The sequence below is a fragment of the Bordetella saccharivorans genome (assembly GCF_045862855.1).
In the GTDB taxonomy this organism is placed as follows: Bacteria; Pseudomonadota; Gammaproteobacteria; order Burkholderiales; family Burkholderiaceae_B; genus Bordetella_A; species Bordetella_A petrii_F.
This window is the reverse complement of sequence record NZ_BAAFZO010000001.1, coordinates 2861816-2882289: the sequence shown is the minus strand read 5'-3', so window position 1 is coordinate 2882289 and position 20474 is coordinate 2861816. Positions and strand designations below refer to the sequence as shown.

18 protein-coding genes are annotated in these 20474 nt (G+C 65.9%); 12 read left to right on the top strand and 6 right to left on the bottom strand.

Annotated elements, in window-relative coordinates; translation table 11 throughout:
- Positions 1-126: 126 nt before the first annotated feature.
- Positions 127-828: a response regulator gene (locus ACKTT0_RS13750; RefSeq protein WP_407850424.1), complete on the top strand. Its 702-nt coding sequence runs from the start codon at positions 127-129 to the stop codon at positions 826-828.
- 9 nt (positions 829-837) lie between these two features.
- Positions 838-2277, top strand: coding sequence for a sensor histidine kinase RisK (risK, locus tag ACKTT0_RS13745; RefSeq protein ID WP_407850423.1), 1440 nt, complete (start codon positions 838-840; stop codon positions 2275-2277).
- Here risK and ACKTT0_RS13740 read toward each other — a convergent pair.
- Positions 2274-3305, bottom strand: coding sequence for a cytochrome d ubiquinol oxidase subunit II (locus ACKTT0_RS13740; RefSeq protein WP_407850422.1), 1032 nt, complete (start codon positions 3303-3305; stop codon positions 2274-2276). The two genes, risK and ACKTT0_RS13740, sit on opposite strands and share 4 nt — an antisense overlap.
- Positions 3302-4645, bottom strand: coding sequence for a cytochrome ubiquinol oxidase subunit I (locus ACKTT0_RS13735; protein WP_407850421.1), 1344 nt, complete (start codon positions 4643-4645; stop codon positions 3302-3304). The genes ACKTT0_RS13740 and ACKTT0_RS13735 overlap by 4 nt, the downstream gene beginning before the upstream one ends.
- A gap of 116 nt (positions 4646-4761) precedes the next feature.
- Here ACKTT0_RS13735 and ACKTT0_RS13730 point away from each other — a divergent pair, with 116 nt between their 5' ends.
- The 10 genes from ACKTT0_RS13730 to ACKTT0_RS13685 all read left to right on the top strand — a co-directional run bounded on the left by ACKTT0_RS13730 (position 4762) and on the right by ACKTT0_RS13685 (position 16585).
- Positions 4762-6525, top strand: coding sequence for a glutamine--tRNA ligase/YqeY domain fusion protein (locus ACKTT0_RS13730; RefSeq protein ID WP_407850420.1), 1764 nt, complete (start codon positions 4762-4764; stop codon positions 6523-6525).
- 13 nt (positions 6526-6538) lie between these two features.
- Complete coding sequence (gene minC / locus ACKTT0_RS13725) at positions 6539-7360, top strand: septum site-determining protein MinC (protein WP_407850419.1); 822 nt, start codon at positions 6539-6541, stop codon at positions 7358-7360.
- A gap of 106 nt (positions 7361-7466) precedes the next feature.
- Complete coding sequence (minD, locus tag ACKTT0_RS13720; RefSeq protein WP_407850418.1) at positions 7467-8282, top strand: septum site-determining protein MinD; 816 nt, start codon at positions 7467-7469, stop codon at positions 8280-8282.
- Positions 8283-8285: 3 nt separating this feature from the next.
- Positions 8286-8546 (top strand): cell division topological specificity factor MinE, encoded by a 261-nt coding sequence (gene minE / locus ACKTT0_RS13715; protein WP_012247903.1) that lies wholly within the window; start codon positions 8286-8288, stop codon positions 8544-8546.
- Positions 8547-8838: 292 nt separating this feature from the next.
- Positions 8839-11211, top strand: a complete 2373-nt coding sequence (locus ACKTT0_RS13710) for a type VI secretion system Vgr family protein (RefSeq protein ID WP_407850417.1) — start codon at positions 8839-8841, stop codon at positions 11209-11211.
- A gap of 25 nt (positions 11212-11236) precedes the next feature.
- A complete protein-coding gene (locus ACKTT0_RS13705; protein WP_407850416.1) occupies positions 11237-13846 on the top strand; it encodes a DUF2169 family type VI secretion system accessory protein in 2610 nt (869 codons plus the stop codon).
- Between the two features lie 3 nt (positions 13847-13849).
- Complete coding sequence (locus ACKTT0_RS13700; protein ID WP_407850415.1) at positions 13850-14911, top strand: pentapeptide repeat-containing protein; 1062 nt, start codon at positions 13850-13852, stop codon at positions 14909-14911.
- Positions 14908-15639 carry a DUF3540 domain-containing protein gene (locus tag ACKTT0_RS13695; protein WP_407850414.1) on the top strand — a complete coding sequence of 244 codons (732 nt, stop codon included), beginning with the start codon at positions 14908-14910 and terminating at the stop codon, positions 15637-15639. The genes ACKTT0_RS13700 and ACKTT0_RS13695 overlap by 4 nt, the downstream gene beginning before the upstream one ends.
- A gap of 31 nt (positions 15640-15670) precedes the next feature.
- On the top strand, positions 15671-16057 hold the full coding sequence (locus ACKTT0_RS13690) for a PAAR-like domain-containing protein (RefSeq protein ID WP_407850413.1): 387 nt from the start codon (positions 15671-15673) through the stop codon (positions 16055-16057).
- 21 nt (positions 16058-16078) lie between these two features.
- A complete protein-coding gene (locus tag ACKTT0_RS13685; protein WP_407850412.1) occupies positions 16079-16585 on the top strand; it encodes a hypothetical protein in 507 nt (168 codons plus the stop codon).
- A gap of 137 nt (positions 16586-16722) precedes the next feature.
- Here ACKTT0_RS13685 and ACKTT0_RS13680 read toward each other — a convergent pair whose 3' ends face one another.
- The 4 genes from ACKTT0_RS13680 to ACKTT0_RS13665 all read right to left on the bottom strand — a co-directional run bounded on the left by ACKTT0_RS13680 (position 16723) and on the right by ACKTT0_RS13665 (position 20336).
- Positions 16723-16944 (bottom strand): glycine zipper 2TM domain-containing protein, encoded by a 222-nt coding sequence (locus tag ACKTT0_RS13680; RefSeq protein ID WP_407852430.1) that lies wholly within the window; start codon positions 16942-16944, stop codon positions 16723-16725.
- 203 nt (positions 16945-17147) lie between these two features.
- Positions 17148-17681 carry an isochorismatase family protein gene (locus ACKTT0_RS13675; RefSeq protein WP_407850411.1) on the bottom strand — a complete coding sequence of 178 codons (534 nt, stop codon included), beginning with the start codon at positions 17679-17681 and terminating at the stop codon, positions 17148-17150.
- Between the two features lie 10 nt (positions 17682-17691).
- Positions 17692-19365, bottom strand: coding sequence for an energy-dependent translational throttle protein EttA (gene ettA, locus ACKTT0_RS13670; RefSeq protein ID WP_407850410.1), 1674 nt, complete (start codon positions 19363-19365; stop codon positions 17692-17694).
- Positions 19366-19424: 59 nt separating this feature from the next.
- Positions 19425-20336 (bottom strand): DMT family transporter, encoded by a 912-nt coding sequence (locus tag ACKTT0_RS13665; RefSeq protein ID WP_407850409.1) that lies wholly within the window; start codon positions 20334-20336, stop codon positions 19425-19427.
- Positions 20337-20474: the final 138 nt, after the last annotated feature.

Genomic DNA, 20474 nt, shown 5'->3' with positions numbered 1-20474 from the left:
TAAACGTTATTAAGCGAGCGCATGGGGATCACTGGTTATTTTAGTGAAACGACCAGCCATCACGGTATATTTCAATCCATTTCCCGCCTCTTGCCCCCCGACCGATCCGCGGCCACTATGGCGACCATGGATACCCCACATACCAAGCTGCTGGTCGTCGACGACGACCCGGCCTTGCGGCAACTGCTGGCCGACTATCTCAACCGGCACGGCTACGACACGCTGCTGGCGCCCGACGCCAGCGACCTGCCGGCGCGCATCGCGCGCTATGCGCCCGACCTGCTCGTACTGGACCGCATGCTGCCCGGCGGCGACGGCGCCGATGCCTGCCGGCGCCTGCGCGAACAGGGCGAAGACATTCCCGTCATCCTGCTCACCGCGCGCGATGAAGCCGTCGACCGCATCATCGGGCTGGAGGCGGGCGCCGACGATTACCTGGGCAAGCCGTTCGACCCGCGCGAACTGCTGGCCCGCATCGAAGCCGTGCTGCGCCGCAAGCGCGGCCCCTCCGCCCTGACCAAGGACGCCCCGGTGTCCTTCGGGCCGTTCGTGTTCGATCCGGCCATGCGACAGCTGCTGCGCGAGGGCGAACCGGTCAAGCTCACCGGCGGCGAAATCAACCTGCTGGAAGCGCTGGTGCGCAACGCCGGCAAGCCCCTGTCGCGCGAACGCCTGCTGGCGCTGGCCCGCGACGACGACGGCGGCGAGCGCAACGACCGCGCCATCGACATCGCCATCCTGCGCCTGCGGCGCGCCATCGAGGACGACCCCAAGCAGCCGCGCTGGATCCAGACCGTCTGGGGCATCGGCTACCGGTTCTCCCCCTAGGGGCCGGACGTGAAGCACCTCACCCGCTTCCTGCTGCCCCGTTCGCTGCGGGCGCGCCTGGTCCTGCTCGTGCTGGGCGCGGTGCTGCTGGCGCAGGCCGCCACGCTGGCCACCGTCTCGTACTACCGCCAGAAATTCCTGGAGGACGTGGCGATCGGCTACATCGCCACGACTATCCGCACCCTGCGCGCCGCGGTGTCGCAGATCCCGACCGAGGAGCGCGCCGAGTTCGTGCGCAATGCTTCCCAGAACCAATGGAGGCTGTGGTCGCGCACGCTGCCGGCCGAGGCGCGCCTGCAGCGCTTCGAGCGCCGGCCGCCCGGGGCGGGCCGCGACGAGGACGAAGAGGCACGGCGCGAGCGCTTCCGCCGCATGCACGCCCCCCCGCCCGATGACATCCGGCGCGACCTGCGCGGGCCGATCCGCGAGCTGAACGACCGGCTCAACGACGGCACCCGCGTGGCGCTGTCGCACGGCCCGCGGCCCGAGATCTTCATTTCGCTGGCGCGCAACCCGGACACCGAGGACGCGCCCCGCCTGCGCGAATGGCTGGTGATCCCGCTCGACCGCCTCGACCCGCCCGTGGCCACGCCGCTGATCGCGTTCTGGCTGGGCGGGCTGGGCCTGGTGCTGCTGCTGGCGGCGGGCTTCTCCTGGCACATCACCCGGCCCCTGACCCGGCTGGCGGACGCGGCCGACCGCCTGGCCGCCGGCCAGCCACAGCGCGTGGAACCGTCCGGCCCCCACGAAACGCGCGCCCTGGGCGAGCGGTTCAATGCCATGCTCGATGCCCTGGCCGAATCCGATTCCGTGCGGCGCACCCTGCTCTCCGGCCTGCCGCACGACCTGAAAGGGCCGCTGTCGCGCATGTGGCTGCGCATCGAAATGGCCGACGACCCGGCCCTGAAAGAGGGGCTGCGCAAAGACCTGCAGGACATGCAGCATATGGTGGACCAGTTCATCGGCTTCGTGCGCGGCACGGACCCGGCCGCCTACCGCTACGCGCCGCTCGCCCTGCCCGACTGGCTGGCCGAGCGGGTGGGCGCCTGGGAAAGCACCGGCACCCCGGTCACCCTGCACGCGCCGGACGAAGCCCTGACCGTGCAGGGCGACGCGGTGGCGCTCGGCCGCCTGCTGGACAACTTGATCGGCAACGCGCTGCACCACGGCAAGCCGCCGGTGGAAGTGCGGCTGCGCCGCGAAGGCGCGCAGGCCGTGCTGGAAGTGGCCGACCATGGCCCCGGCATCGCCGCCGAGCGGCGCGCCGAAGCGCTCCGGCCATTCGCCCGGCTGGACGACGCCCGCACCCGCACCGGCAACGTCGGCCTGGGCCTGGCCCTGGCCGAGGCGATCGCCCGGGCGCATGGCGGCACGCTGGCCCTGCTGCAGGCCGGGCAAGGCGGCCTGCTGGTGCGCATCACCCTGCCCCTGGCGGCTTCTGAACCCTAGGCGCCGCGGCGCTCCCTGCCGAATACCGAGCGGTAGGCCAGCAAGTTGAAAACCAGCACCACCGGCACGCCGATCACCGCGCCGGCCAGCACCAGCCGCATCGAACCGATCGAGGCGGTCGCGTCCCACAGGGTCATGTCGTCCAGGATCAGGTAGGGGAACAGGCTGTAGGCCAGGCCGGCCAGCATCAGCACGTACAGCACGACACACAGCACGAACGGCAGCCAGCTGTAGGAATCCGCGCGGCCCGGCACGCGGGCCAGCAGCATCTCGGCGGTGGAAAAACACACCAGCATCACGACCCACACGGCCACGGCCACCGCCAGGCCGCCGGAGTTGCTCCATTTATAGAAAATGCCGGCATTGGCCAGGCCCAGCATGACCGACGTGGCCGCCATGCCGACCGCCGTCCAGCGGATGGCGTGGCGCCCCCAGCGGGCGGCGCGGCGCTGCAGGTCGCCGTCGACCCGCATGACCAGCCAGGCCGCGCCCAACAACACATAGGCGGCCACCGCGCAGAAGCCCATGAAGACCGAGAACCAGCCGTAGCCGGCGGCGGTCTGGTAGCCGGTGGCGATGCGGCCCAGGATCATGCCCTGCCCGAAGGCGGTGGCCAGCGAGCCGAGCCAGAAGCCCGTGATCCAGCGCGCCTTGAGTTCGGCGCGGGCGCGGATGCGGAATTCGAACGAAACACTGCGCAGCACCAGCCCCAGCGCCATGAGCGCCAGCGGCCCATACAGCTTGCCGAATATCACGCCCCAGGCCAGCGGGAATGCCGACGCGAACAGGCCGATGCCCAACAGCGGCCAGAACTCGTTGGCGTCGCGCCACGGGCTGAGCAGGCTCATCATGCGGCCGCGCTCGTCGGCCGGCGCCAGCGGCAGCAACATGCCCACGCCCAGGTCAAAACCGTCCAGCACCAACCCGCCGGCGATCAGCAGGAACAGCAGCAGCATGAAGACCAGCGGAATCCAGAACGTCGGGTCGTTGGCGTTCACGCCCAGCGAAGCGGCCAGCATGTCGATCATTGGGGCGATCCTCCGGGTTTGCGTACCGGCACCACCCCGTAGCGGGCCGCATGGAACAGCATGCCATTGAACGCCGCCAGCAGTACGGCGTACAGCGCCACGTAGCCGGCCAGGCTGGCCGCCAGCGCGGTCGTGCCAGCCGTGCCCAGCACTTCGGTCTGCGTCACGGTGCCGTTGACCGCGTAGGGCTGCATGCCGACCAGCGAGAATACCCCGCCGGCCAGCACGGCCAGGCCGCCCGCGTACATGGTGCCCACCAGCACGCGCAGCCACCAGGGCGGCAACTGCGCCGGGTCGAGCCCGCGCCGCGCGGTCAGGGCCAGCGTCGTGCCGGCCGCCAGCAGCATGACCAGGCCCAGCAGCAGCGCCACGCGCAGCGCCCAGAAGGTCAGCGCCACGGGCGGGCGCATGCCCGAGAATTTGTCCAGGCCCTGGTAGCGGCCCTGCGGATCGCGGCCCAGCCAGCCGGCGCCCGCGCCGTCCAGCGTCACCGCATAGCGGTTCGCCTGGACGCGCGCATCCGGCCAGCCGGCCAGCGTCCAGTGCGGCTGCGGCCCGCTGTGCCAGTAGCCCGCGGCGGCCGCCGCCTTGGCCGGCTGGTGCTCGGCCATGACGCGGCCCGCCCCGTCGAGCACCGGCGCCTGCAGCAGCGAGGCCGTCGCCGCCACCACCAGCGCCGTCTTGAAGGCGCAGCGCTCGCCGTCGTCGAGCGGGCGCCGCAGCGCCTGCAGGGCGGTCACCCCCAGCATCAGGAACGCCGCCGCCAGCGCCGACCAAAGCGCCATCAGGCCGAGGTTCCAGCCCAGCGAAGGGTTGAAGATCGCCGCCGGCCAGTCATAGACCTGGTAGCGCGCATCGATCAGGGTGGCCCCGGCGGGCGTCTGCACCCACGACTGCAGCGCCACCACCCAGAACAGCGCCGCCGCCTGCCCGACCGCCACCATGAACACCGCCAGGGTGTGCACCGCGCCCGATACCCGGCGCTGGCCGAACAGCATGACGCCAAGGAAGCAGGATTTCAGGATGAACACCGAGAGCACGCCAAAACCGATGAACGGGCCGGCCACGTTGCCGATCTTGTCCATCAGGCCGGGCCACAGGCTGCCGAGCTGGATCAGGGCCGGCAGGGCCGCCGCCAGGGTCAGCACGAAGGACAGCGCGAAAATGCGCACCCAGAAGCGGTAGGCGGCGGTCCAGCCGGGCAGCCCGGTGGCGTGCGCGCGCAGCTTGAAAAACAGCAGCATCCAGGCCAGCGCCAGGGCCAGCGCCATGAACAGGGCGAGAAAGCTGAGGCTGGCAGTGAACTGGATGCGCGCCAGTAGAAGGGGGACAGTATCCATGATGGCCGGTAGTGTAGAGCCTGTTACGGCGGCATGGGGAACGGGGCAATACCGGGGTCGGGGTCCGGACGTGGCAAAATTGACGCTTTGCCGCTGCCTTTTCCCAAGCTCCCAGCATGACCACCGCCTCGACGCCTCCCGCCGCCAGCAATTTCCTGCGCAACATCATCGAAGATGACCTGCAGGCCGACCGCTTCCAGGGCAAGCGCTGGGCCGGCGCCCCCGGCCCGGCGGCCGTCCAGGCCCAGGGCGCGCCCGACCCGGCGCGCATCCGCACCCGCTTCCCGCCCGAACCCAACGGCTACCTGCACATCGGCCACGCCAAGAGCATCTGCGTGAACTTCGGCCTGGCGCGCGACTACGGCGGCGTGTGCCACTTGCGCTTCGACGACACCAATCCCGAAAAGGAAGACCAGGAATACGTCGATGCCATCATCGACGCGGTGCACTGGCTGGGCTTCGACTGGAAGGCCGACGGCAACGACAACCTGTATTTCGCCAGCGATTACTTCGGCTACATGTACGAGTTCGCGCAGGCCCTGGTGGAAGCCGGCCACGCCTATGTCGACGAGCAATCGGCCGAGCAGATCCGCGCCAACCGCGGCACCCTGACCGAACCCGGCACGGCCTCGCCCTGGCGCGACCGCCCGGCGGCCGAATCGCTGGCCCTGCTGGCCGAGATGCGCGACGGCAAGCATCCGGACGGCAGCCTGGTGCTGCGCGCCAAGATCGACATGGCCTCGCCCAACATCAACCTGCGCGACCCGGTCATGTACCGGGTGCGCCATGCCACGCACCATCGCACCGGCAACAAGTGGTGCATCTACCCCATGTACAGCTGGGCGCATCCGGTCGAGGACGCGCTCGAAGGCATCACGCACAGCATCTGCACGCTGGAATTCGAAGACCAGCGGCCCTTCTACGACTGGATCCTGGCGCGCCTGGCCGAGCTCGGCAAACTGGCGCGCCCCCTGCCCCGCCAATACGAATTCGCGCGCCTGAACCTCACCTACGTGGTCACCAGCAAGCGCAAGCTGCTGCAACTGGTGCGCGACGGCTACGTGGACGGCTGGGACGATCCCCGCATGCCCACGCTGTTCGGCCTGCGCCGGCGCGGCTACACGCCCTCGGCCATCCGGCTGTTCTGCGACCGCACCGCGGTTTCCAAGTCCGATTCGCGCATCGACTACAGCCTGCTGGAGCAGGCCGTGCGCGACGACCTCGACCCCGGCACGCCGCGCTCGGTGGCGGTGCTGGACCCGCTCAAGCTGGTCATCACCAACTACCCGGAAGGCCGGCAGGAAGCCTGCAGCGCCCCGCGCAACCCGCACGACCCGGCCGCCGGCATGCGCGAATTCCCGTTCTCGCGCGAACTCTGGATCGAGCGCGACGACTTCCGCGAAGAGCCGCCCAAGAAGTACTTCCGCCTGTACCCGGGCAATACCGTGCGCCTGAAGTACGGTTACGTGGTGCGCTGCACCGGCTTCACCAAGGACGAATCCGGCCGGGTCACCGAAGTGCAGGCCGAATACCTGCCCGACACCAAGAGCGGCACGCCGGGCGCCGACAGCGTCAAGGTCAAGGGCAACATCACCTGGGTCAGCGCGGCGCATGCCGTGCCCGCGCGCGTGCACCTGTACGACCGCCTGTTCGCCGACCCGCACCCGGATGCCGGCGACAAGGACTTCCTGGCCTGCCTGAACCCGGATTCGCGCCAGACGGTGGACGCCTGGCTCGAGCCCGGCACCGCGGCCGAACCGGGCGCCACCTGGCAATTCGAGCGCCTGGGCTATTTCACGGTCGACAGCAAAGACTCGACTCCCGAGGCGCCGGTGCTCAACCGCATCGTCACGCTGCGCGACTCCTGGGCCACGGCCTGATCTCACCGCGACCATGACTACCGATTCCCTCGCCCTGGATTTCAAAAGCGCCACCCTGTACGCGGTGCGCGTCGTGCTGCACAGCGCCGACCTGGAGCGCTTGAGCGCGGCGCTGGACCAACGCATGGCCGACGCCGGCAGCTTCTTCGAAAACGAGCCCGTGGTGGTCGACGCCAGCCGGGTGGACGCGCCGATCGACTGGCCCGCCCTGCTGGCGGCGCTGCGCGGCCACAACCTGCCGCCCATCGGCGTGGTGGCCGAAGGCGCCAACCTGCAGGCCGCCCAGGCGGCCGGCCTGGCGCCGGTGGAACTGTCCACCCCGGTGGCCCGGCCGCCCGCGGTGATCGATACTGCGCCGCCCAACGACGTGGCCACGCCGGTGCCCGGCACGCCTGCCGCAGCCCTGGAAACCCGCGCATCCGCGCCGCAGCCGGCCGAATCCGCCGGCGAAGCCGCCCCCCCGCCGGACGCCGCCGCCGCGGAGCCGGCCCCGGCGCCCGCCACCGCCCTGGTCATCACCAAGCCGCTGCGCTCCGGCCAGCGCGTCTACGCGCGCCATACCGACCTGGTGGTCATCGGCATGGTCAGCCAGGGCGCCGAGGTCATCGCCGACGGCAACGTGCACGTGTACGGGCCGCTGCGCGGCAAGGCCATGGCCGGCGCGCGCGGCGACACCTCGGCGCGCATCTTCACCACCCAGCTCGATGCCGAGCTGCTGGCCGTGGCGGGCGTCTACCGCGTGGTCGAAGACAAGCTCGACGGTTCGCTGCACAACCAGCCGGCGCTGGTGCGCCTGGACGGCGAAACACTGCGCATCGAGGCGCTCAAGAAGTGAGCCGGGGCTTGCGCCGTGGCACGACTTCTACATCTTGTAAGAAGCCTTACAGCGGCTTTTTGCTTTACGATAACGCGATTTATTCGAACATAAGGGTTAAACGGTCATGACACGTATTGTTGTGGTGACTTCCGGCAAGGGCGGGGTCGGCAAGACGACCACCAGCGCCAGCTTCTCGTCCGGACTGGCCATGCGCGGCCACAAGACCGCCGTCATCGACTTCGACGTCGGCCTGCGCAACCTGGATCTCATCATGGGCTGCGAGCGCCGCGTGGTGTACGACTTCGTCAACGTGATCCAGGGCGAAGCCTCGCTCAAGCAGGCCCTCATCAAGGACAAGCAGCTCGAGAACCTGTTCATCCTGCCGGCCTCGCAGACCCGCGACAAGGACGCCCTCACCCAGGAAGGCGTGGCCAAGGTCATCGAAGACCTGAAGGAAATGGGCTTCGACTACATCGTGTGCGATTCGCCCGCCGGCATCGAGACCGGCGCCCTCATGGCCGCCTACTTCGCCGACGACGCGCTGGTGGTCACCAACCCGGAAGTGTCTTCGGTGCGCGACTCCGACCGCATCCTGGGCATCCTGGCGGCCAAGTCGCGCCGCGCCATCGAAGGCGACGAGCCGGTCAAGGAATACCTCCTCCTCACGCGCTACAACGCCAAGCGAGTCAACGACGGCGAAATGCTGTCCCTGACCGACATCGAAGACATCCTGCGCATCAAGCTGATCGGCGTCATCCCCGAGTCCGAAGCGGTGCTGCAGGCCTCGAACCAGGGCCTGCCCGCCATCCACCTGCGCGACACCGATGTGGCCGAAGCCTACAAGGACGTGGTCGCCCGCTACCTGGGCGAGGAAAAGCCGCTGCGCTTTACCGACTACGAAAAGCCCGGCCTGTTCAAGCGCCTGTTCGGAGGGAAGTAAGCAATGTCCTTCCTGTCGTTTCTGCTGGGCCAGAAGAAGACCTCGGCGGTCGTCGCCAAGGAACGCCTGCAAATCATCCTGGCGCACGAGCGCTCGGGGCGCGGCGCTTCGCCCGATTACCTGCCGCAGCTGCAGCAAGAACTGGTCGCAGTCATCTCCAAGTACGTGAACATCAACCCCGACGACATCAAGGTGCACCTGGAACGCCAGGACACCCTGGAAGTGCTCGAGGTCAAGATCGAAATGCCGCAGAAAGAAGCCTGAGCGGCAGCCAGCCAGGCGCCTGGCCCTCCACGGAGCGGCAGGCGCCAACGCAAGGCCCCGGCGTTTGCGCGCCGGGGCTTTTTATTTGCGCGCCGCGCGGCGCATTGCGAGGCCGGACGGGCCGGCCCCTGGCCATAGATGGATATGCGCCCATATTTTCAACATATTTTCTTTAAATGTAAGTTTTGCTGACTGTCATGTGAACAGCATCTTGGAAATCTAGTATTGCCTCGAAAGTGTCACAGTCGGAGCAGGTATATCCGCGCCCAACACCTTGCACAGAGCCGGGGTCATGAATCGAGTCGTCGTCGCTGAAACCGCCCTTGGGGCGGCATTGAAGTTCAAAACCATGCACGGGCGGGAAGCCCTGTCCGAACTGTATGAGTTTGAAGTGGAACTGGTGGCGGAAACCACGGCAATCAGCGGCACCTCGGTGCTGGGCAAGCCGCTGACCCTGGAAATAGAGACCCAGCATGGCGCCAAGCGCCATCTCAGCGGCGACGTCACCCGGTTCGCGTACGTGGGGCAGGAATCGGGCGGCTTGCGCCTGGCGCGCTACCGGGCCACCGTGCGTCCCTGGCTGTGGTACCTGACGCGCAACCGCGATTGCAAGATCTATCAGAACAAGAGCGTCGTCGAGATACTGGACGAAGTGCTGGGCTCGTATTCCGGCTATGCCTATGAGAAAAGACTGCAGGGCAGCTATCGGACCCGCGAATATTGCGTCCAGTACGAAGAAAGCGATTTCGATTTCATCAGCCGGCTGATGGAACACGAAGGGATCTACTACTACTTCAAGCACGACAAGAACCAGCACACGCTGGTGCTGATCGACGACATCAACGAGCACGAGCCGCTGCCGGACTATGCCTCGCTGGATTACTTCCCGCGCGAGGACAACGTGCTGGCGGAAGAGCAGACGATCCACGCCTGGAGCAGCGGGGAAGAACTGCGGGGCATCGAATACGTCGTCAATGACTACGACTTCAAGAAATCCAGCCTCGACCTGCACACCCGCCTCAAGGACAGCTACCCCGTCGCGCAGGCCAATCGCGAGATCTACGAATGGCAGGCGGGATACGTCGATATCCAGCAGGGCGAGCACTACGTCAAGGTCCGGCTCGAAGAAACCCGGTCCGCCAGCGAACGCTGCAGCGGCAGCGCCAATGTGCGCGGCCTGGCGCCGGGCTACACGTTCCGCCTGCGGCGCAGCCCGCGCAAGGCGGATATCCGCGAATACCTGATCGTCTCGGTGGAATACTTCCTGACCGAGGCGGGCTACCAGTCCGGCGAAGGCAAGGGAGAGTACCGCTTCGAGTTCACGGTGCAGCCCACCAGCCTGCCGTTCCGGGCGCCCCTGGTGACGCCCATTCCCAGGACGACCGGCCCGCAGACTGCCGTGGTGACGGGACCGGCCGGCGCCGAGGTATATACCGACGAGTTCCAGCGCGTGAAACTCCATTTCCGTTGGGACCGCTATAACCGGGCCGACGAGAACAGCTCATGCTGGGTGCGCGTATCGAATGATTCGGCGGGCAACGGCTATGGCGCGGTCAGCACGCCGCGGGTCGGCCAGGAGGTGGTGGTGGATTTCATCGGCGGCAACCCGGACCGCCCGCTGGTGACGGGCCGCGTCTACAACGACCACCAGATGCCGGCGGACGGCTTCTGCCCCTCCCCCACCATCGTGGGATTCAGCAGCCGCTCGCACTATGGCAGCCCCGCCAACGAAAGCCACCTGTACATTGAAAACAAGCTGGGCAGCGAATATGTGAAGCTGCACTCGGAAAAAGACCTGCACGTGGTGGTGGAAGGGCTGGAAACCCGCGATGTAGGAGAATCCCGCACCACCACGATCGGCACTTTCGAAGAAAACACCATCGGCGACTACCAGACAAACAAGATCGGGGCATACCGGGATACCACGGTCGAGGGCGTCGACACGCTGCGGGTCACCGACGGCGACCGGATCGAGATTTTCTCGCACAAGTATACGAATACCACCACGTCCGATATCGACATGACGTCCACCGATGGCCATGTCCACATCAAGGCGAATACCGGCTACGGAAAGTTCGAGGCCAACGATATCGTACTGGTGAAGTCGACCGGCGATAACAACGTCAACCTGCAGAAAGGCGGCGCCGACCACCAGTTGGCGTTCGAGGGCGACAATGCCACCCTCAAGGCCCCGACCGATGTCTACCTCGAGGCCACCGGCGGCAAGGGTGAATTCAAGACCGCCACCAGCATGAAACTGCTCGCGAGCGCGGGGCCGGTGGAAATCCAGAAAGGCGGCGATGCGCATTCCATCAAGATGGAAGGCGACGCGATGACCGTGAAGGCGCCGGCCAGCATCAGCTTCGAAACACCCGAGCTGCTCTGGAACGGAGCGACGGTCAAGGAAACCAGCAAATCGAATTTCACCCATGGCGTCTGGAAAGGCGAGGCGTTTGCGGAGATCTTCCAATTCCGCGGCCTGCACCAGTCGGTCACCGGGCTGCGGCATCAAGCCGCCGTTTCACAGAACACCTACTATGTGAAGAAAATGGATCTCGGGGCCATCAAGATGGATATCGCCGGGCTTTCCATCCGGAACAAGCCGGTGGAAATGGAATATGGCGCGATGAAGACGGTGCTCAAGGCGCTTTTCCTGATTATCTGAGCGCCGGGAACCCGGCGCCCATTAAATGAAAGTCATCAAGCCCAACCGTCTTTCCTGCCTGACCCGTCCATACAGGTATCTGAACACCGATTATCTGGCCGTAACCGCCTACGCGATGGTGGATTTTTCTTCAGGCTTCCACCTGGATACGGAGCAACGGCTATGGGGCATCTTCAACGAAGAATCAGTGCTGAATTTCGACGCGGAGGTGCTGGACTTCGGCATTCCCAAGCGCACGCCGGAGATCATTGTGAACGGCTATGGGTTCGGCAAATATGCCATCCATGGCCGGACCGCGGTGTCGGTGGCAGTCAATAATGCCAGGAAAGACTTGTGGGTCACCGGCGATCGCTACTGGTCGGGCGGCAAGCCCAGCCCTGCCCTGCCGTTCGAGAGAATCGCGATCAACTGGCGCAACGCCTATGGCGGCGCGGGATTCGAGGAAAACCCGCGGGGCAAGGGACACCGGGAAACAGAAATCAACGGACTGCGCGTCCGCTTCTTGCCGAATATTGAAGATCCGGCGCACCCCGTCGTGCGCGAGGGGCAGCGCCATGCCCCGGCCGGCTACTCCGCCATCCCGGTCGAGACCCCCGGCAGGAACCGGATGCTGGGGACCTATGACGATCACTGGCGGGTTCATGAATTTCCCGGTTTCGCGCGGGATATCGACTGGGCGTATTTCAACCAGAGTCCCCCGCGACAGCGGCTCGACCGCCTGCGGGCAGGCGACCGGATCGTCTTCACCCATTTGCACCCCGACAAGGAAACCCTGGCCACGACCGTGCCACCCCTGGTCGCGCGGGCCTTCATCAGCAAATCGGCGACTGCCCGGGAAGCCGGCTTCCTGGAGGAAGTCCCGCTGCGGCTGACCACTTACTGGGCATACCCGCACCTTGAAAAAGCGATTCTGCTGTACCAAGGCGCGGTATCTGTCGACGAAGACGACGCCAGCGACGTCAGCCATATTTTGTACGCCGCCGAGCATAGCGACTTGGCGCGACCACCGGCGTACTACGAAGGCATTTTCCGCCAGCGCGTCCATCCGCAGTCCGGCCCGTTCCACGCGCTGCTGGACAAACAGCTGGTCGACGCCCGCTTCATCCGCCATAGCGCATCCGACGAGATCGAACTTTCGCCATTGCTGCGGAACAAGCTCACGAAACTGGAGCGGGAACTGGCCCGCAACGCCTCGCGTGGCGAGGACCACGCCACGCGATCCGAAGATGCGGCCCGGCTGGAGGCAGAACTGGCATGGCTGGCGAAAAGCCGGAACGGAAAGATCGCGCGCGACGACGTCATCGAAGACTTCCTCCAACAGCAACAGCAGGCCATGAGCCCGCGGGCAGCCAGGAAAGAGTTCCGCGGGCGCCGGCAGGCGCCCCGCCAGGCAGCCGCTGATGTGCCGCAGGCGACCAAAGACGAGCGGCAGCAGTTTCTGCAAGCGCGCCGCGCAGCGTTATTGGCTTCCTTGAGACAGGACGCCGAGCGACAGGTCGAGCCGGGCGCGGCGCCGCAGGTCCTGGACAGCCACGCCGCGCAAGACCAGTTGCGGCAGTTGCGGTTACAGCAGCTCGAACAGTTCGAGGCCGCGCTCTCGAAAACGCCGGGCGCCGTGGCGCCAAGGCGCGCTGCCGGCAACCCGCGGCGCCTGCACCGCATCTTCGGGCTGAACCAGCTGGCTGCCGAACCCTTGCCCGCCGGCCACGACGGCTACGAACTGCGCGACTTTTCCGCGACTGGAGCCAGTTATTCAGGCTGGAACCTGGATGGCCTGGCGATCAGGCAAAGCCGCATCGCGGACTGCGATTTCACCAAGGCGCGGATGGCGGGCGGCGACCTGGACCAGGTGGTCTTCAACGGCTGCGATTTTTCTTCGGCCGACTGGAGCCGAGCGCGCTTCAGGCGCTGCCAGTTCATCGGTTGCCGGCTTGCGGACGTGCAGTCGGACAAGGCGCAATTCGAGGACTGCCGCTTTGTACAGTCGGACCTGGCCGCATGGATGCATTTCCGGATCAGCTTGAAAGACTGTGTGTTCGAAGGCTGCCGGTTTGTCAATTTCTCGTACATGCGCGGCAGGCTGGAGCGTATCGCATTTGAACAATGCGATTTCCTCAGGCATGCCTTTATCGCCGGGATGATGAACGGCCTGCGCATGGACGCCTGCCGGATCGACTCCATGTCGTTTGTCGGCATGCGGACGATACGGGGGCTCCAGGTTTCCGGATGCCAGGCATCAAAGCTCTATATCGCCCCCGAAAGCGCCATCCTGGACGCCGATATTTCCCATTCGACCATCTCGGCATCCAGTTTCAGGAAAGTCCATTTCAACCGAGGCGCCGTGATCGCCAGTGACTTGAGCACCTGTGATTTCTCGGAAGCCAGGCTGCAGGGCATCCGCCTCGCGGACAGTTTCTTCAAGCAGAGCCTGTTCATCCGCGCGGACCTGTCCGAAGCCAACATGGCCAACTCGGATTTCAGCGAGGCCCAGATGAAGTCGGCCGACCTGGCGGGAGCCAGGCTGCGGCATGTGTCCTTTTTCAGTGCGGAGCTATCCATGATCAAGGCTGATTCAAACACCGTCCAGCAGGACATGTTGATGGATAGATCCAACATTTATCCGGTACGTCAATGAGCCATGCAGCCCCAGGCAGCACAACAGCAATTCCTCGCCCAAGTGGACAATGGAGAACCCGTCACAGGCCTGCTATGGAAAGGCCTGTCATGGCAGGCCATGGCGTGGCATGGGGCGGAGATCAGCCAGTGTATTTTTGAACACAACACTTTTACGGAAATGGACTGGCGCTCATGCCATGTCGATACGGTGGTCTTTTCCGGCGTGCGCTGGTCGGCGACAACGCTCAAGGATTGCATATTCACGAGCTGCCGGTTCGTGGATTGTGTCTTCGAAGGCGCCACGCTGAATGCGCACCAGTTCCTCGCATGCGCCTTTGAAGGGTGCGTATTCAGTGAATGCCAGTACGCCGAAGGCTCGCTGGTCAACGCGCCGGTCCTCGATCTGCGCATAGAGGCGTCCCAGGTGAAAAAGCTGGTCATGTCCGGCAATCAACAGGTACGGCTGCGGTTCCAGGACTCCGCCTTCCTGCACCTGGTACTGGCCGACTTCGATTTCGGCAACCTGGAGCTGGAGAATGCCCGTTTCACCAACCTGATCGCGATGGAGTGCCGCGCGAGAGACTATGATTTCCAGGGCGCGCAGCTGGTCCAGAGCCAGTTCACCGACAGCGATATGGCGGGCAGCGATTTTTCGCATGCGGACCTGGCGCAGGCATGTTTCAAGGGCTGCGGGCTGCAGGCGTGCCGATTCGTCCAGGCCAATATGCGGCAGGCCTTGGTGCTGGATGCCGACGCGTCCCATGCCGTATTTGCCGGCGCGCAACTCGAATGCGCCAACTTTTCCGGCGCCAACTGCGAAGGCGCTGTATTCCGTGGCGCCGACATGAACATGACGATACTGACTCGCGCCAACCTGCAGCACGCCGACTTCTCCGACTGCAGCATGAGTTTCACGGATTTCTCTTATTCCAATATCAGCCATGCCGATTTCAGCGGCGGGCGCTTCATGCGCAGCACGCACCATGCGGTCATCGATCACGAAACCCGCTATGGGTCCAGGGCCGGCATCCTGCCCCCGGACCATGAACTGCTGCGCGCCGAACAATGGGTGAAATTGTCATGAACCATCGACAACGGGACAACGGCATCCCGGAGGAAGCCGCTTGCGGGACGGACGGCGACGCCGGACCCCTGGACCCGCTGCTGCAAAAGCCGGCGAATTCGTTCAGCGGCGACATCCATGTGCACAGCGCGTTCCTGGTCGACGCGCACGACAGTGTCCACTTTACCGTCAGCAATCGCGAACATGGGCGCCAATACCGGGTCAAGCGCGCGGCCAGCTGCCTGCTGATGCCCGAGCCGGGCGACAAGGTGCTGGTATCGGGCGATGCCGCGGGCGGGCTTTACATTATTGCGGTGCTGGAGCAAGGCGCCGGCGGGCGCGCGAACCTGCGGGTCGACGGCGAGCTGGCCTTGTCCGCGGACAGGCTCTCCCTGACGGCAAACGACCGCGTTGCGATAGCGACGGACGCCTTCAGCCTGAAAGCGCGCTCGGGCGCCATCGAAGCCGCAGATTGGGCCGTCGAGAGCCAGCGCTATACGCTGGCCAGTGTCGAGCTCGATGTCGCCGCCATGACGGCCCGGTACACGGGCGACCAGCGGGAATCGTATTTCCGGTCCGTGAGCGAAACCACGGGCCGGTCTGCGCGCTACGTGACCGGCACCGATACAGTCAAGGCCATCAACCTCGACTATGCGGCGGATTTCATCGCCCGGCTAAGCGGGAATACGACGCTCATCAATGGCGAAACGTTGGTGAAAGCCGACGGCAAGCAGATTCTCGTCGGCTAGGACTCCCTGCAATATATCCAAGGACAGGCTCATGTTTGCAAATGCACAGTTTGGCGGATTGGATCTGGGTTTTCCGGATGTCTGCAAGACCCCCATCCCGCCCATTCCTTATCCGAATATCGCCCTGGGGCCCTTGACCATCCCGATTGCGTTCAATGTGCTAGCCGGCGGCGGCCCCTGGCACAACTTGATGAGCGTCCGCCCGCTGACCATGGGCGATACTCCCGGCATCGGGCTGGGGCTGGTGTCGCAGACCGTGATGTCGAGGCAGCAGCACCTCACCGGCGCGTTCACGGTCATCGTCCGGGGCACGCCCAGCACGCGGGTGACCAGCATCGGGCCGGCGAACCTCATCAATTGCCCGGTTTCCTGCCGCGTGGCCCCCAGCCAGCTTACCGTGCTGGTGCTGGCTGCCTGAGCGCCCGCACATAGGACCATCATGATGGAAGCTCTGGTGTCGTTACTGGTCTGGGTGGCCGACAAGGTATGGCCGTTTCCCGTGCTTATCGTCGCCCTGGTGTTATTGCTGGCGGCAGTCGCCCGGCTGATGGGAGTGCCGCAATCCAGCACGCCGCTCATGGTGGCGATCGGCGCCTTGATGATCTGCATTCCGTTCGGCACGCCCGCGCTGTTTTTCTTTGGCTCGCGCCTGACGGCCCCGCTGGTTTACCACTATGGAACGCCCGGGCAGGCCGTGATCGTCTCCAGCAGGGAGACCGGCAATATCTATAACGACCGCCCCGTGCGGCGTTATACCGTCATGCTGCAAAAAGCCGATGGCGAGCGCATAGAAACGCACTTCGACAGTTCCGATTTCAATGTCTATCCCAGCCGGCACGAGGTGCGCTATCCCGCCGCGGGCCAGCCGTTCCGCGTGCGCTATCTGGACGGCCAGCCGCAGGCGTTCGTGATTCTTCCGGACGACGCCGGCCCGGACGCCCGGTAAGCGCGGACGCCCGCATCTTCCCGGCCGTCCGCGGCGCGCGGGCAGCCGCAAAAAAAGCCCGGCACCGGTTCGAACCGGTATCGGGCCTTCCGTGCGTGGCAGGCAGCGCTGCTTGCCTGGGCGGTGGGCGACGCGGCTTACTTGCCGACCTGGTCGCCGATGATGCCACCCAAGGCGGCGCCGCCGACGGTGCCCAGGATGCCGCCGTTACTGATCACGGCACCGGCCACGCCGCCGATGGCCGCGCCGCCCACCGTGCTTTTCTGGCGACGGCTCATGCTGTCCCAGGACGAACAACCCGCCACCGAGGCGGCCAGCACGATGGCCGTGCAAATCTTCGAGAAAGTACCAATTTTCATCATGATGAGGCTCCTATTCTTGTGCCCGGGAAGCGCGCTGACAACCAGACAGGCCACTACCGGCACTACCGCGTCCCCTCACATACTTTGAACCTTCAGAATCGCAAAATACGCCGTCCGGAGCTGTTAGGGATGCCCATAAATTGTATCCAGGGGTAGGCAAGCCATGCGTTGATGCCGGCAGATGTTGCGCCCGGCCGCGACTATTTCACTAAACGTAACACGTCGCGGAACTGCGGGTGATCGCAGGTTTCCAGCCACTCGAACAAAGCCATCTCGGCGGTGACGACCGTGGCCCCCGCGGCGCGGATGCGGCGCATGCCGGCATGGCGGTCGTCGGGCCGGCGCGACCCTACGGCATCTGACACCAGCACCGCGCGATAGTTCAGTTCCAGCAGGCCCACGATGGTCTGCAGCACGCAGACGTGCGCCTCGCAACCCACCACCAGCACGGTATGCCGGGCCGGCGGCAGCCAGGCCTCGAAACCGGGCTCGCGCGCCGCCGAGAAATGCCGTTTCTGGAACACCGCCTGTACCGAATCGCGCAGGGGCGCCACGGTTGCCCCCAGCGCGCCGCTGTTGTGTTCGGTGGCGACCACCGGCACGCCGAGCAGGCGCGCGCCCTGCGCCAGCTTGTGCGCGGTCCCCAGCATCGCGTCGGCGCCGGCGATGGCCGGCACCAGGCGTTCCTGCATGTCGACCACCAGCAGCGTCGAATCGGCGGCTTGCAGCAGCATGGCGGGCCTCTTACTTGAGGGCCTTGTAGCGCAGGCGGCGCGGCTTGGCGCCCTCTTCGCCCAGGCGGCGCTTCTTGTCGGCCTCGTATTCCTGGTAGTTGCCGTCGAAGAACACCACTTGGGAGTCGCCTTCGAAAGCCAGGATGTGCGTGGCGATGCGGTCCAGGAACCAGCGGTCGTGGCTGATCACCATGACGCAGCCGGGGAATTCCAGCAGCGCGTCTTCCAGGGCGCGCAGGGTTTCCACGTCGAGGTCGTTGGACGGTTCGTCCAGCAACAGCACGTTACCGCCGGCGACCAGCGTCTTGGCCAGGTGCAGCCGGCCGCGCTCGCCACCCGAAAGCTGGCCGACGATCTTGTTCTGGTCGGCGCCCTTGAAGTTGAAGCGGCCCAGGTAGGCGCGCGAGGACATCTCGAACTTGCCCACCGTGAGCAGGTCGGCGCCGTCGGACACGGCATCGAACACGGTCTTGTTGTCCTGCAGCGAATCGCGCGACTGGTCGACGAACGCCAGCTTGACGGTCTGGCCGATCCTGATCTCGCCCGAATCGGGCTGCTCGCGGCCGGCGATCATGCGGAACAAGGTCGATTTGCCGGCGCCGTTGGCGCCGATGATGCCGACGATGGCGCCGGGCGGCACCTTGAAGCTGAGGTTGTCGATCAGCAGGCGGTCACCATAGGCCTTGCTGACGTTGTCGAACTCGATGACCTCGTTGCCGAGGCGCTCGCCCACCGGGATGAAGATTTCCTGGGTCTCGTTGCGCTTCTGGTATTCGTAGGAAGACAGCTCTTCGAAACGCGACAGGCGGGCCTTGGCCTTGGCCTGGCGGCCCTTGGGGTTCTGGCGCACCCACTCGAGTTCTTTCTTGATGGTCTTCTGGCGCGCCGATTCAGCGGCTTCTTCCTGCTTGAGGCGGGCTTCCTTCTGCTCGAGCCACGAGCTGTAGTTGCCCTTCCAGGGAATGCCATGGCCGCGATCCAGTTCGAGGATCCATTCGGCCGCATTGTCGAGGAAGTAGCGGTCGTGGGTCACGCCCACCACGGTGCCGGGGAACTTGTGCAGGAACTGCTCCAGCCATTCGACGCTTTCGGCGTCGAGGTGGTTGGTGGGTTCGTCCAGCAGCAGCATGTCGGGCTTGGACAGCAGCAGGCGGCACAGTGCCACGCGGCGCTTCTCGCCGCCGGACAGGTTGCCGACCACCGCGTCCCAGGGCGGCAGGCGCAGGGCGTCGGCGGCGATCTCCATCTGGTGTTCGATGTCGTCGGCGCCGCTGGAAGCGGCTGCCGCGATGACGGCTTCCAGTTCGGCCTGCTCGGCGGCCAGCGCGTCGAAGTCGGCGTCCGGCTCGGCATAGGCCGCGTAGACTTCGTCGAGGCGCTTCTTGGCGTTCACGACCGCGCCCAGGCCTTCCTCGACCGCCTGGCGCACCGTATGCGCGGGATCGAGCTGCGGCTCTTGCGGCAGGTAGCCGATGTTCAGGCCCGGCATGGGCACGGCCTCGCCTTCGATCTCCTTGTCGACGCCTGCCATGATCTTGAGCAGCGTCGACTTGCCCGAGCCGTTCAGGCCCAGCACGCCGATCTTGGCGCCAGGGAAAAACGAGAGGGAGATGTCGCGCAGGATCTGCCGCTTGGGCGGCACGATCTTGCCGACGCGGTTCATGGTGTAGACGTATTGGGCCATGGGCTCGTATGCAGAAAGACGGGAATCGGACAGAAACGACGATTGTAGGCCGGAACCGTTCAGGCGGGCCGGCGCGCCGCGCCGCGCGGCCGCCACTGCGCCAGGCTGACGCCGGCCAGCGCCATCAGGCCGCCCGCCACGTGATACAGGTGCGGCACTTCGCCCAGCGCGGCGGCGGCGATCGCCACGGTGCCCACCGGCATCAGGTTCAGGAAGATGCTGGCCCGGCTCGGCCCCAGGTGGCGCACGCCCTGCATCCACAGATACGGCGCGAACAATGACGGGAAAATGCCCGCGTACAGCACCAGCGGCAGGTTGGCGGCCGTGAGCGGCGATGCGGGCGCCAGCAGGAACCAGGGCAGCTGGAACAGGATGCCGAACAGCACCTGCACATACAGCGATTGCCACAGCCCGATCGGCAGCGACCAGCGGCGCAGCAGCACCCCGTACAGCGCATAAGCCAGCGCCGCCAGGCCCATCAAGGCATCCCCGGGCCTGCCGCCCACGGCCAGCAGCCGGGCCGGATCGCCCTCGCCCAGCAAGACGCCCAGGCCGGCCAGCGACAGCGCGCCGCCCAGCAGCGCCGTGGCGGCGGGACGCTCGCGCAGCAGCAGGCAACCCAGCGCGATGGTCAGCAACGGCACCATGGCGGTAATGATGCCCATGTTGGTGGCCGTGGTGGTGGCCGCGGCTACGTAGGTCAGCCCTTGGTACACGGCCATGCCCAGCGCGCCCAGCACCGCCAGCCTGGCCAGGTGCGGGACGATGGCATGGCGCTGGCGCAACACGCGCGGCAGGACCAGCGGCGTGAGCACCAGCGCCGCCAGCACCCAGCGGTAGAAGCCGATGGTGGCCGGCGCGATGACGGCCGCGGCCATCTTGGTGACCACCATGTTCAGCGACCAGATCAGGGCCGCGAGCAACGGGAACAACATGTGGCGGGGCGACGGCGCGGGCGTGGCGTGTGGCATGGTCGGGCGGAACTGGCGGCGGGAAAGACGGCGGAAAAGCCGCGATATTAGCGCCGCCGGGCCCGGCGGCGCGAAATGCGGGCGCAAACGCGCGACAATATCGCTGTCCGAATCCACCACCGCAGCGCCCCCGCGCCC